General features: G+C 39.7%; 10 protein-coding genes. 3 read left to right on the top strand and 7 right to left on the bottom strand.

Annotated elements, in window-relative coordinates; translation table 11 throughout:
- Window positions 1-145: 145 nt before the first annotated feature.
- Window positions 146-1,021 (bottom strand): translation elongation factor Ts, encoded by an 876-nt coding sequence (tsf, locus tag MTO68_RS06790; protein ID WP_004722025.1) that lies wholly within the window; start codon window positions 1,019-1,021, stop codon window positions 146-148.
- A 139-nt stretch (window positions 1,022-1,160) separates the two neighbouring features.
- Window positions 1,161-1,913 carry a 30S ribosomal protein S2 gene (gene rpsB, locus MTO68_RS06785; RefSeq protein WP_004722027.1) on the bottom strand — a complete coding sequence of 251 codons (753 nt, stop codon included), beginning with the start codon at window positions 1,911-1,913 and terminating at the stop codon, window positions 1,161-1,163.
- 219 nt (window positions 1,914-2,132) lie between these two features.
- Between rpsB and map the strand changes: the two genes are divergently transcribed.
- The 3 genes from map (at window position 2,133) to MTO68_RS06770 (ending at window position 5,782) form a co-directional block, all read left to right on the top strand.
- Complete coding sequence (map, locus tag MTO68_RS06780) at window positions 2,133-2,960, top strand: type I methionyl aminopeptidase (RefSeq protein WP_004722029.1); 828 nt, start codon at window positions 2,133-2,135, stop codon at window positions 2,958-2,960.
- A 329-nt stretch (window positions 2,961-3,289) separates the two neighbouring features.
- Entirely contained in the window at window positions 3,290-4,426 is a 1,137-nt protein-coding gene (locus MTO68_RS06775) for an OmpW family outer membrane protein (protein WP_004820002.1), read from the top strand.
- Window positions 4,427-4,555: 129 nt separating this feature from the next.
- Window positions 4,556-5,782 (top strand): MFS transporter, encoded by a 1,227-nt coding sequence (locus tag MTO68_RS06770; protein WP_034614286.1) that lies wholly within the window; start codon window positions 4,556-4,558, stop codon window positions 5,780-5,782.
- A gap of 332 nt (window positions 5,783-6,114) precedes the next feature.
- Here the strand turns inward: MTO68_RS06770 and MTO68_RS06765 are convergent, their stop codons facing one another.
- The 5 genes from MTO68_RS06765 to MTO68_RS06745 form a co-directional block, all read right to left on the bottom strand.
- Entirely contained in the window at window positions 6,115-7,359 is a 1,245-nt protein-coding gene (locus MTO68_RS06765; RefSeq protein ID WP_034614284.1) for an NADH:flavin oxidoreductase/NADH oxidase family protein, read from the bottom strand.
- A gap of 132 nt (window positions 7,360-7,491) precedes the next feature.
- Window positions 7,492-9,087, bottom strand: coding sequence for a dipeptide ABC transporter ATP-binding protein (locus MTO68_RS06760; protein ID WP_034614282.1), 1,596 nt, complete (start codon window positions 9,085-9,087; stop codon window positions 7,492-7,494).
- Complete coding sequence (locus tag MTO68_RS06755) at window positions 9,059-10,075, bottom strand: ABC transporter permease (RefSeq protein ID WP_034614280.1); 1,017 nt, start codon at window positions 10,073-10,075, stop codon at window positions 9,059-9,061. The genes MTO68_RS06760 and MTO68_RS06755 overlap by 29 nt, the downstream gene beginning before the upstream one ends.
- A complete protein-coding gene (yejB, locus tag MTO68_RS06750) occupies window positions 10,075-11,145 on the bottom strand; it encodes a microcin C ABC transporter permease YejB (RefSeq protein ID WP_034614278.1) in 1,071 nt (356 codons plus the stop codon). Before yejB ends, MTO68_RS06755 begins: the two co-directional genes overlap by 1 nt.
- Before the next feature lie 113 nt (window positions 11,146-11,258).
- The gene (locus MTO68_RS06745) at window positions 11,259-13,100 is read right to left on the bottom strand and encodes an extracellular solute-binding protein (protein ID WP_244015430.1); all 1,842 of its coding nucleotides are present in this window, start codon (window positions 13,098-13,100) and stop codon (window positions 11,259-11,261) included.
- Window positions 13,101-13,142 lie beyond the last annotated feature (42 nt).

Below are 13,142 nucleotides of genomic sequence, written 5' to 3'. Positions count from 1 at the left end.
CTAATCAATGTTCATGGTGGAATTATAAAAGAATAATCTTTTAGATATGTATGAATTAATTCTTCTGAATCTACTTCAATTAAATTACAGATAAAAAAACCCCTCAAAAGAGGGGTTTTCAATAATTATACTCAGTGAGTAAAAATTATTTAGCAGCCGCTTGAGCAGCAGCAACTTCTTCTGCAAAGCTCATTTCAGCTTTCTTCTCAATACCTTCACCCACTTCGAAGCGAACGAATTGAGCTACAGTTGTTGCAGTCGCTTTCAATACTTCAGCAACTTTTTTGTCGTTGTCGATTACGTATTGTTGACGCTCAAGAACAACTTCGTTCAAGTATTTTTCAACTGAACCAGTCACCATTTTTTCAACGATGTTCGCTGGCTTACCAGATTCAATCGCTTTAGCTTCTGCAATTTCTTTCTCTTTCGCGATAAGATCAGCAGAAACATCTTCAGCAGTTACAGCAACTGGGTTGAACGCAGCAACGTGCATTGCAATACCTTTACCAGTTTCAGCAGAACCTGTGTAAGAAACAACAACACCGATTTTTAAACCGTGTTTGTAAACTGCAAGGTTTTCACCTTCAACAATTGCAGCACGACGAACTTGAATGTTTTCACCGATTTTTTGAACAAGCGCAATACGAGCTTCTTCAACAGTTGAACCATCTTCAAGTTTCAATTCAGCAATTTGAGCAGCATCAGTTACACCAGCAGCAAGTGCAGCAGCAGCAACTTTCGCAGAGAAACCAGCAAAGTTTTCGTCTTTAGCAACGAAGTCAGTTTGACAGTTTACTTCTAAAAGAATTGCTTTATTACCTTCTTGAGCAATTGTGATCGCGCCATCAGCAGCAATGTTACCAGCTTTTTTAGCTGCTTTTGCTTGACCTGATTTACGAAGATTATCAATCGCTAATTCGATGTCACCGTCTGCTTCTGTTAATGCTTTTTTGCATTCCATCATTGCAAGACCAGTACGGTCACGTAATTCTTTTACCATGCTCGCAGTAACTGCAGTCATGTTGTTCTCCTAAATACGGTAGAATATGAATCTGTTCAACAAAAACGGCCCAAAGGTTCCTCTGGGCCGTTTTGCTTTCTCGACGCTCAATTTGTCATCATTTTAAATCACAAAAATGACAAGCTTGCGTCAAAACGCATTAAGCCTCAGGAGCTTCTTTCGCAGCTTCTTCGCCTTTAGCTTGAGCATTCGCTTGAGTTTGAGCGTATTCTTTACCAGCAAGAATTGCATCAGCCATTGCAGAAGCATAAAGTGTAACAGCACGGATCGCATCGTCATTACCAGGAATAACGAAATCTACGTTATCTGGGTTAGAGTTTGTATCAACGATACCGATTACTGGAATACCAAGGTTTTTAGCTTCTTTAATCGCGATTGCTTCGTGATCAACGTCGATGATGAACAATGCGTCAGGTAAACCACCCATGTTCTTAACACCGCCTAAAGAGCGTTCAAGTTTTTCCATTTCACGAGCGCGTTCTAATGCTTCACGTTTAGTAAGTTTAGCAAAAGTACCATCTTGTGATTGAGTTTGAAGATCTTTCAAACGGTTGATTGACTGACGAAGAGTTTTCCAGTTAGTCAACATACCACCCAACCAACGGTGATCAACATAAGGCTGACCAGCGCGTTGAGCTTGTTCACGAATGATGTTAGAAGCAGCACGTTTTGTACCAACGAACAATACTTTGTTCTTTTTGCTTGCTAGATTGTTAACAAAATTCAAAGCATCATTTAACGCAGGAACAGTATGTTCAAGGTTGATGATGTGAATACGGTTACGCGCACCAAAAATGTATTGACGCATTTTTGGGTTCCAGAAGCGAGTTTGGTGACCAAAGTGCGCGCCAGCTTGAAGAAGGTCGCGCATGCTTACGTTGTAATCTGCCATTTTCTTTACCTTAAAAGTTTGGGTTAGGCCTCCATATGTCCGCATTCTCCACCCTTTCAGGCACCCAGAGTAATGTGACGACATATGTGCGGATTTTTAAATTACCCTTATCAATATTTCCATAAACCATTCACAAAGAAAGTCACAGAAAGCATTTGATAAATTGGGCGGCTATTTATACCATAGTCACATACAAATTTCCAAAAGTTTTTAAAGATCATGAACAGTACTTACGAAGCACCACGTCGATTAATCAAAACCGCAGATGAAATTGAAAAGATGCGTGTTGCAGGTCGATTGGCTGCAGAAGTTTTGGATATGATCAAACCGCATATCAAACCAGGTGTCAGTACACTTGAATTGGATACGATTTGTCATGACTATATTGTCAACAAACAAGACGCTATACCTGCATGTTTAGGCTATGGCGCTGCACCTGGTCGCCCTGCATTCCAACATGTGATTTGTACCTCTGTAAATCATGTGGTATGTCACGGTATTCCATCTGCAAGTAAAATTTTAAAGAAAGGCGATATTCTCAATATTGACGTGACTGTGATTAAAGATGGTTATCACGGCGACACCAATATGATGTATGTGGTTGGTGGTGAAACATCGATTATTGCTGAACGTTTATGTAAAGTTGCTCAAGAAGCAATGTACCGTGGTATGGAAACGGTGAAACCGGGATCAACCATTGGTGATATCGGCGCAGCGATTCAAAAATATGTTGAATCAGAACGCTTTAGTGTGGTGCGTGAATATTGTGGTCATGGTATTGGTACAGTATTCCATGATGAGCCACAAGTCCTTCACTATGGTCAACCTAATTCAGGTATGGTTTTGGAAGAAGGTATGACCTTTACCATTGAACCAATGGTCAATGCGGGTGTTTGGCAAACACGTTTAATGGGTGATAAATGGACGGTGGTAACCAAAGACCATAGTCTTTCAGCTCAATACGAACATACCCTGCTGGTGACCAAAGACGGTGTAGAAGTTTTAACCGCGCGCCCTGAAGAAGATCTATCTCGTTTTCAAAAATAACGAAAGTCATTGACTAAAATGACTTATGCTGCTTAACAAAAGGTCATATTCATATGGCCTTTTTTTATGGCTTAAGTTTTTCCTTGTCGGCCAAGTCAATGTTTTAAGGTTACTTTTAACCGAGATCATGGCCTATTTTTAGCATGTAATATCATGACAACACGATTACAGTTGTATTACATTTATAAACTTATGATAAATAAAACATTAAAAAAAGAACATTCACTTAAAAAAAGCCTTTGTAAAGACTACATTAATTAACAGCAAAAACTTCTAATAATAAAAACGCATAAAAATTAGTATCAATTACGGACATGGAGTCCAAACCTATGAAAAAATCATTACTTTGCATCATGACCTCATGCATGACTTTACCGATGATGGCCCATGCAGATTCACCCTATTTTAGTCTGAAAGATGGTGATGGATTTAAACGCTTTTCTGTTTCAGCAGGTTGGCTACATGCAATGCCGCAAGGTAATCCCAATGGTGTAAACATCAATACCAGTGTTAAGAAAGGCGATTATGCGGTTGGTGATGTGCAACTTGACACTGTGACCAATGCAATTGCCAATACCGAAGAAGGTGCCGCCAAAAAAGAAAAGTTATTGGGTGTGGCAAAACTTGGTGAAACTTTAGGCTTAATTAAAAATGGAACATTAACCTCAAACATGAGTGGTAAAGCCAATATTACCAGTTTAGAAAGCTGGAATAATGCAGATGCAGGACTGAAAGCAGATAATGTTGATACCTTAGGGATCATGGCAAATTACTTCTTTACCGATAATATTTCATTAGAATTTAAAGCAGGTATTCCACCCAAAGTTGATATTAAAGGACAAGGCCAGATTAATGCCCCTGTACTTGGTATTGCGACACCTGAAGGTAAACTGGATACACCGATCATTGGTGGAATTGCCAATGGCTTAATTAATGGCATTGGTGGTATTCCCTTAGATACACAAATCCCGATTACCAATTTAGAGCAATCGAAAAAAGCAGCATCTGCAACAGCTTGGTTACCTGCCGCAGAAATACATTATCAATTTGGTAAATCTGGTGTAAATAAACTTAGACCCTATGTTGGCGTCGGTGTCATGTATGCGCATTTTACCAATGTAAAAATTGACTCTGGTATCAACAAAGATTTAATTGCTGCAGGCCATATGGTTCAAAATGTTCTTGATGGTCAGGCAGGTGCAGCATTAGAAGGAAAAACATCATCAGCTGATCCTCGCGTTAAAGTAAAAGCCGACGATGCCATAGCACCTATGGCTACATTGGGTGCAACCTATGATTTTAATGATCGTTGGTTTGGAGTAGGCTCTGTCACTTATGCACCAATGAGTGGTGATGTCAAAATCACTGTCGTTGACAACAATACAGGGAAATCGCTCATCGGCGCTAAAACCAAAATTGATATTGATCCTCTGATTACTTATGTCGGTGTGGGTTATCGTTTCTAAAAGCTAAATTTATTTTCATTAAAATGTGTTGATTGATCACTAAAATTTATCGATTGATAAATTTTTATTCTATCGCTAAGTCCCATTGAATCATCTACAATTCTCATATGATGATTCAATGGATAGCTTATGTCAGTACAACAGGACGACACGCGTTTCTCTAAACCGCTCATTTATATGCTTATTGGAAGTGCTTTTATTCTGGCACTCTCTTTAGGTGTACGTCACGGTTTTGGGCTTTATCTTGTACCCATGAGCCATGAGTTTGGTTGGAGTCATCAGGTTTTTAGTTTAGCCATTGCCATACAAAATCTATTCTGGGGCGCAGTACAACCTTTTACTGGTGCGCTTGCAGACAGATATGGGAGTAAAACGATTGTTGCGATAGGCGGGGTGCTCTACACCATTGGCCTATTGTTAATGTCTATCAGTTCAAATGTGCTGTTACTGGATATCAGTGTTGGCTTAATTATCGGCTTAGCCCTCTCTGCAACATCATTCTCGGTATTACTTTCAGCCGTAGGACGAGCAGCGCATCCAAGCAAGCGTAGTATGGCAATGGGTATTGCCAGTGCAGCAGGTTCATTTGGGCAATTCATTATGTTGCCAACCACCCTGCTTCTCATTAAAAACTTCGGCTGGTCATCTGCGCTGGTCATTACAGCAATGCTGATCGTGTTGATTGTTCCATTGGCATGGATGCTTAAAGCACCTATGTATGTACCACCAAATGCAATTAAACAAGCGATAAAACCCAATTTAAGCTTTAAACAGATTCTTAAAATTGCCTTTCAGCATAAACCTTTTTTATGGTTGGCCTTTGGTTTTTCAGTGTGTGGGTTCCAAGTGGTTTTTTTAGGCATTCACCTGCCAGGTTATTTGATTGATCATGGTTTTGATGCCTCTACTGGAACGATCTTTCTCGCATTGGTTGGTCTATTTAATATTATCGGAACCTATACCGCAGGTTGGCTTGGTGGTAAGTATTCTAAACCGCATCTACTTATGGGTTTATATGGTTTACGTGGCGTTGCGATTGTTGCATTTCTGATGCTGCCATTGAGTATTTGGACTGTTTACGCCTTTGGTATCGTTATGGGGATCTTATGGCTTTCGACTGTACCTCTAACCAATGGCATTGTGGCCAATATGTTTGGTGTAAAATACTTAACCATGCTAAGCGGTCTGGTGTTTTTCACTCACCAAATCGGTTCATTTTTTGGTGGATGGCTAGGCGGTTTAAATCATGATATAACAGGTAACTACAACATCATTTGGGGATGCTCAATTGCCTTGTGTGTAGTCGGCGTTATTGTGCATTTCTTTGTCAATGAAGAGGCTGTGGTTAATGACTAACTCATTCTCGTGGTTCAAGCTCAGTATCTGGTTGGTTATTGTTGTTCTGTTCGGGCTGTCAAGTATGCTGTGGTTGAACACGCCTGAATTATTTGAATATTTTAATATGGCTTTTTGTGCGCATTAATTTGAACTGAATTTCACGCCCTAAACGTTTGAGCTGAATCTCAGTGTTATTGATTCAAAACGGTCAATAAAAGCTGCCAGACAATCGTACTTATGGCAGCTTTTTTAAAATTCACTATTCAGTCTTTATCTTTTTAAATAAAAAAGTTCACACATTAAAAAGACCATTTCACAATGGTCTTTTTAATGATCAATACTCGATGACCTTAAGCTGATTTGCGTGAGTTCACTCGTCCTTGAATCACCGCTTTGATATTATTTTTTGCATAATTAAAGAAAACCTTGAGTGGAGAAAGCTTAGGATTTGGCTTCTTCCCTTCACCAATTGCTTTAAACTGCGCGGCATACCACAGGATTTCCATGATCGCCATTTTATCAACAAAAGGAATACCCGTTTTGATCTGCTCTACCGCATATCGAACGTCCTGACCTGCAATCAAGTTGTTGCTGACTTCAGGTTCTACCGCAAGAGGACGTGCAATCCCAATAAATTCACACGCACCACTGTCTAAAGCCGCATTCATACCTTGTGCTGTACGGAAACCACCTGTCACCATAAGATGACATTTAACTTCTTTACGAATTTTTTCTGCAAAATCCAAGAAATATGCTTCACGTGCAATCGTACTTTGCTTACGTTTATCCGCTTTTGCGCCTGCCATTGCTGGTGCTTCATAGGTACCACCAGAAATTTCGATCAAATCGATCCCTGCTGTATCAATGGCTTTAAATACTTGAACCACTTCTTCTTCTGTGATTCCACCACGCTGGAAATCTGCAGAGTTCAGTTTGACTGAAATAATAAAGTTTTCTGAGGTTTTAGCACGCACTGCAGCATAAATTTCTAACAAGAAACGCATGCGGTTTTCAATCGAACCGCCCCATTGATCTTGACGTTTATTGGTCAATGGTGAAAGAAATTGACTGATTAAATAACCATGTGCGCCATGTAATTGTACACCTTCAAAACCTGCTTTTTCACAGATCCGCGCAGCTTCAGCAAATCGTTGAATGATATCTAAAATTTCTGCTTCATTGAGTGCACGTGGTGTACCAAATGTCGTTGCCAGCATTGGACTAAAAGGCACTGCTGAAGGTGCCACTGTTTCTTTATTGAGTCCTTTTGGACATTGGCGACCTGGATGTGATAACTGAATCAATTGTACCATCCCGTGCTTTTTACCCACATTTGCCCATTCAGTCAATTTGGCAAGATCACGCTCAGTTTCAACTACAACAACACCCGGCTCATTCTTCGCACGGAAATCCACCATTACATTCCCCGTAATGGCACAACCCAAGCCGCCTTTCCCCCAAGCATCATATAAACCTAAATGCAATTGGTTCGGTTGCCCTGCATGATTGGCCAATGCTTCACTCATTGCACCTTTAATGATTCGGTTTTTAAATCGCGTGTTTTTTATTTCTAATGCTTGTGCAAGATGGCTCATGGTCAAATCTCTTTAGTGATTAGAGCTTTTACTCTAATTTAAATTTATAATAGTTCAAGCGTAAATCTGACAATGCATTTTGTCAACTTTGTTAATGTGAATATTTTTTGAACCACAACCATCTATACAGCGTTAATACTGACTCGCTGCAATTAATCGCTTGGTATAGTCATTTAAAGGTTTATCAAATAAGGCTTGAGTGTCTTGAAACTCGATAACTTTAGCATCTTTTAATACCAAAACTTTCTGACAAAGTGCTTTTACAACCTGTAAATCATGACTAATAAACAAATAACTCATTTGATAATCCTGTTGCAACTGGCGCAGTAATTTTACAATCGCACGTTGTGTGGTTCGATCAAGAGCTGAGGTTGGTTCATCGAGAATCAGTAATTTAGGGCGTAATACCACTGCACGGGCTAAAGCCACACGTTGCCGTTGACCGCCAGACAATTCATGCGGATAACGCTGTTTAACTGTTATTGGGAGCTCTACTTTATCTAAAATTTCATTGATACGAATCAGCATTTCAGCTTCTTTTAGATGTTGTAGTGCCAAGCCCTCTCGAATAATCTGGTCGACAGTCATCCGTGGATTTAAACTGCTTAACGGATCTTGGAATACAATTTGAAAATTGGATCGCAGCGGGCGTAATTTACGCTGACTCAATCTGTTCAAGTCTTGATTGAGTAGAAAAACATTGCCCGAGCACTGTATAAGTCGTGCGATTGCCAGCGCCAAAGAGGTTTTACCTGAACCGCTTTCTCCGACAATGCCGATGGACTCAGCGCGATCTAAACGTAAATTGAGCGGTTGAACGGCAACAAAATAATCTTTAACTCGATTAAATATGCCCTTTCTTATTGGAAATTTCACCCCAACACGATGTAGAGATAAAACTAAATTACGTTTATGCGGTAAAGCATTGGCTTCACCAAAATCATGATCCAATAAATATTGGGTATAGCTGGCTTTAGGGTTTTGAAAAATATTTCGAACTGTGCCTTTTTCTTCAACCTGCCCCTGATTCATCACAATCACCTGATTGGCATATTTACGTACCAAATTCAAATCATGACTAACCAAAATCATGGCCATTTTATGGTTTAGAATAAGCAGTTGTAATAAGTTTAAAACTTGCGATTGTAATGTGACATCTAAGGCTGTTGTCGGCTCATCCGCGATAATAATTTCAGGCTTTTGTGCCAAAACCGATGCAATCAAAACACGTTGTCGTTGACCACCTGATAACTCATGTGGATAACGATTCAACTTATCCTCAGGTTCGTCCATTCCGACATCACACAATAAGTCATAGACACGTTTTCTGACTTTTTCCTTGGACATCCCGTCTAAAAGTAAAGTCTCACCAATAATCCGCTCAACCTTGTGTAGCGGGTTGAGTGCTGTCATCGGTTCTTGAAAAATCATGGCAATTTTTTTACCACGGATCGCCAACTGCGCATTTTGATTAAGAGACAATAGGTTTTGCTCATCATATAACGCTTGTCCAGTCACAATTAAATTTTCAGGAAGTAAACCAAGCAGCGCCAAACCACTGATTGATTTGCCTGAACCACTCTCCCCGACAATCGCAACAGTTTCTCCGACATGTAGATCAAAGTTAAGGTTATTGACCAGTACCTCTTTACACTGATTTTCAATATGCAGATGTTGGACAGACAACAACAAAGATGGATCATTTTTGACGTCTTGGATCGAATGCATCGCGTGTCGCCTCCCCAATATAAATCAATAAAGATAGCACCAAGGCCAAAGTAAAAAATCCGGATAAAGCCAGCCACGGCGCATTTAAATTATTTTTACCTTGTAGTAATAATTCACCGAGGGAGGCTGCATCTGGTGGAAGCCCATAACCTAAAAAATCCAATGCAGTAAGTGCGGTGATATTTGCAGTCAGCATAAATGGAAGTTGAGATAAACTTGAACTGATCACATTGGGCAAGATATGTCGGAACATAATCACCAAGTCACTCACCCCTAAGGCACGTGCTGCTTGAACATAATCTAAATGACGGGCACGAAGAAACTCAGCGCGCACTATACCGACCAACTCTGTCCAGCCAAAAATCAACATAATCAGAAATAGCCAATAGACACTCGGGGTAAATATACTGACCAAGATGATCACCATAAATAACGTTGGCAAACCACCCCAAACTTCAAGCAGACGTTGCCCAATTAAATCTACCCATCCGCCATAATAGCCTTGTATCGCCCCAACAATAATTCCAATAAATGCAGCAAATAGTGTCAATGCCAAACCAAACAACAGTGATATGCGTAGACCATAAAGAATACGGGTAAATACATCACGCCCTTGATCATCTGTACCTAACCAGTTTTGTGCGGTGGGTGGTGATGGAACAGGAACGGCTAAATCTAAATTGGGAGTTTGGTAGGAATAACGAACCAGTGGCCAAATCGACCAACCTTTTTCATCAATCAACTGTTGAACCACAGGATCACGATAATCAGCTTCTGTTTCAAAGACCCCACCAAAATGTGTTTCAGGATAAGCCTTTAAAACTGGCATGTAATAATGCTGATCGTATTTGACCAATAAGGGCTTATCATTGGCAATAAATTCGGCAGAAATTGAAAGAATAAATAAAACGATAAATACGATGAAACAGACAAAACCCAAGCGATTTTTCTTAAATTTCTGTATTCGAGCTTGCATGATCGGTGACATTATTTTGCACCTCTCGATTCAAAATCAATTCGAGGATCAATCACACGATAAATCACATCACAGATTAAACGTAAAATCAGCCCAAATAAGGTCAGAAAGAACAAAGCACCAAAAATCACCGGATAATCACGCTGTTGCACGGCTTCAAAACCTAGTAAGCCGAGTCCATCCAAATTAAAAATAATTTCAATCAGCAGATTTCCAACAAAGAACACCCCAACCAATACTTCAGGCAAGCCGGCAACAATCACCAACAATGCATTGCGAAATACGTGTTTATATAACACATCATTTTCAGTTAAGCCTTTTGCTCGTGCTGCCAGCACATACTGCTTATTGAGCTCTTCCATAAATGAATATTTTGTCAGATAGGTTAAACTTGCAAATCCGCCCAACACCATGGCCAGCAAAGGTAAAGCCATGTGCCAAAAATAATCTGCTATTTTTTCAAATAAATTGAGACTGTGAAAGTTGTCTGAAACAAAGCCTTGTAATGGAAACCATTGTAAATAAGAACCACCAGCAAAAAATACGATCAACAATATTGCAAATACAAAAGCGGGAACGGCATAGCCCACAGCCAAAAGTAATGAAGTTGATTTATCAAAAAATAAGCCATGCTGCTTGGCTTTTTTAATCCCTAAAGGAATTGAGATTAAATAAATTAAAAAAGTGCTCCACGCACCCAAGGAAATGGTAACTGGCATTTTTTCCCATAACAGCTCAGTCACCGGCTTATCTTTAAAAAAACTCGTGCCAAAATCTAAAGCTAAATAGTTTTTTAACATCAACCAGAATCGTTCATGTGCAGGTCGATCAAAGCCATATTGCTGTTTGATTTTATTGACCATATCTTCGCTTAAGCCCTGTGCACCACGATACTCATGGTTATTTACCGAAGATGATAGACCTCCAGCAGTCATATTGACTCCTTGGAAGTTTTCTGCTTGTTGAATCGCTTGTTCAACAGGCCCACCAGGTGCAATTTGAACCACAACAAAATTGATCAAGAGAACAAAGAACAATGTCGGGATGATCAGTAACAGCCTTTTGAGTATATATGTGCCCATTGAAACGATGTTCCTTATGACCTCATGAGGGTAGATATGTCAATTTAAACATCACTCACGTTGAGCCACTGATGTTTTAACCATGAAGATTTAAAATTATGCTTTTAAAATGCTCATTTTTTTAAATATTGCTCTACTTTTTTCGCTTGATCTGCATCTGCCCACCAATATTCTAAACCGAGGGATAATTTTGGTTTAACTTTGGGTTGCTGATACATATTCCAATAAGCATACCAGTTTTTATCATTGCCATAAGTCAGAATTTGATAATAGCCTGCACGTAATACCCGATCCAGTGCTCGGGTACGAAGCACCAATTGTTCACGGTTCGGTGCATAAATAATCTGTTGAATCAGCTGATCAACCACTGGGCTTTTGACACCCGCATAATTGTAATTGCCCACTTCATCGGCAGCTTTACTGCCCCACATCTGTGCCTGTTCAGCACCTGGTGTTAATGATTGCGGCATATCGATAGCGGTCATCTGAAAATCTAAACGGCGCATACGCTCTGTATATTGCGGTAAATCGACTTGACGAATATTTGCCTGAATCCCAAGTTTTTTTAAATTACGAATATAAGGCAACAAAGTCCGTAGTGCACCATCTTGATGAATCAGAAATTCAATTTGAATGGGGCGACCTTGTCTATCCACCAATAGTCCATTGTGAAAACGATAACCCGCCTTTAATAGCATCGAACGTGCAATCAATAAATTCTGTCGGTTAAAACCACTGGCATCTGAAACTGGGTATTTCCAATCTGCCAATACACCTTGGCGTTGTAATGCGGGCAATTGCTTTAAATAAGGCGTTAAAATTGCAAGTTCTTTCGCGCTTGGTTTTCCAGTCGCAGCAAGCTCACTGTTTTGAAAGTGGCTTTGCAAGCGAATATTTTGACCATATAACAATGCTTTGTTGATCCATTCAAAATCATAAGCATAGGTTAATGCTTGGCGAAAATTGAGATCATTGAATGGCGCCTTTCGGGTATTAAAAACCAAACTTTGCGTGAGCGCTGGTGTTTCAATCTTAGAAATATATTTTTTCACCAAACCTTGTTTTACCGCAGGAAAATTATATTCAGTGACCCAGTTACGGGCATTTTTTTCTTGATAAAAGCGATATTGTCCAGATTTAAACCCTTCAAAAGCGATTTCAGGGCTTCGATAATAAACATATTTCATGCGATCAAAGTTATAACGACCACGATTGATGGCTAAGTCCTTTGCCCAATAATTTGGATTGCGCTTATAGCTAATACTGCGCCCAGAATCAATACGCTCAATCAGATAAGGCCCCGATCCTAAAATCGGTTGCAAGGTCACTTTGCTATAGTCTTTATTTTTCCAATCTGCTTTTGAATAAATCGCAATTTTTGCCAAAATAAACGGCATGTCTGCATTGTGGTCTGATTTAAATGTCATTTTCACTTGGTATTTAGACAATACCTCAGTCTTGGCTAAATCAGACAAATACATTTGAAAGCCTAGATTGGCTTTGCTTTGAATGGTATCAAAACTAAATTTGACATCCTCAGCCGTGACGGGTGAACCATCACTAAAACGAGCTTGGGGATTTAAATGGAAAATAACAAATTTGGTTTTAACAGGATCATAAGTGACTTTTTCAGCGAGAAGCGGATATAACACACCCGGCTCATCCAGTGAGCTATCCATTAAGCTATCAAATAGATAATTAATCCCTTCAGTTGAACTACCTTTGCCATTCATACTGTTGAGATTATCAAAGGTGCCTATACTCGCTGTACTGATATAGCCGCCTTTGGGTGCATTGCTATTGGCATAAGGCATCGCCTGAGCTTTGTCATACTGTGGAGCATTATGTACAGCAATATATGCTGTTGTCTGTAGAGCAGCATCAACATTTAAACTTGCAACACATAACCCCAATGCCAGCCCGATCGGGCTGACACATGCAAAACTTAGGCGCATTCCCCTATTTTCCTTTATTCAAAAAAGTTTTTGAAATGTTAA

Origin of the sequence: Acinetobacter sp. NyZ410, from assembly GCF_022828975.1 — a bacterium.
In the GTDB taxonomy this organism is placed as follows: Bacteria; Pseudomonadota; Gammaproteobacteria; order Pseudomonadales; family Moraxellaceae; genus Acinetobacter; species Acinetobacter guillouiae.
This window is presented reverse-complemented; position numbering and strand designations above follow the sequence as displayed.

Excerpts from the sequence above, each read along its gene's own strand:
- map (WP_004722029.1), top strand. The coding sequence starts at position 2,133 with ATGAACAGTACTTACGAAGCACCACGTCGATTAATCAAAACCGCAGAT.
- rpsB (WP_004722027.1), bottom strand. The coding sequence starts at position 1,913 with ATGGCAGATTACAACGTAAGCATGCGCGACCTTCTTCAAGCTGGCGCG.
- MTO68_RS06775 (WP_004820002.1), top strand. The coding sequence starts at position 3,290 with ATGAAAAAATCATTACTTTGCATCATGACCTCATGCATGACTTTACCG.
- tsf (WP_004722025.1), bottom strand. The coding sequence starts at position 1,021 with ATGACTGCAGTTACTGCGAGCATGGTAAAAGAATTACGTGACCGTACT.
- MTO68_RS06770 (WP_034614286.1), top strand. The coding sequence starts at position 4,556 with ATGTCAGTACAACAGGACGACACGCGTTTCTCTAAACCGCTCATTTAT.
- MTO68_RS06760 (WP_034614282.1), bottom strand. The coding sequence starts at position 9,087 with ATGCATTCGATCCAAGACGTCAAAAATGATCCATCTTTGTTGTTGTCT.
- MTO68_RS06755 (WP_034614280.1), bottom strand. The coding sequence starts at position 10,075 with ATGTCACCGATCATGCAAGCTCGAATACAGAAATTTAAGAAAAATCGC.
- yejB (WP_034614278.1), bottom strand. The coding sequence starts at position 11,145 with ATGGGCACATATATACTCAAAAGGCTGTTACTGATCATCCCGACATTG.
- MTO68_RS06765 (WP_034614284.1), bottom strand. The coding sequence starts at position 7,359 with ATGAGCCATCTTGCACAAGCATTAGAAATAAAAAACACGCGATTTAAA.
- MTO68_RS06745 (WP_244015430.1), bottom strand. The coding sequence starts at position 13,100 with ATGCGCCTAAGTTTTGCATGTGTCAGCCCGATCGGGCTGGCATTGGGG.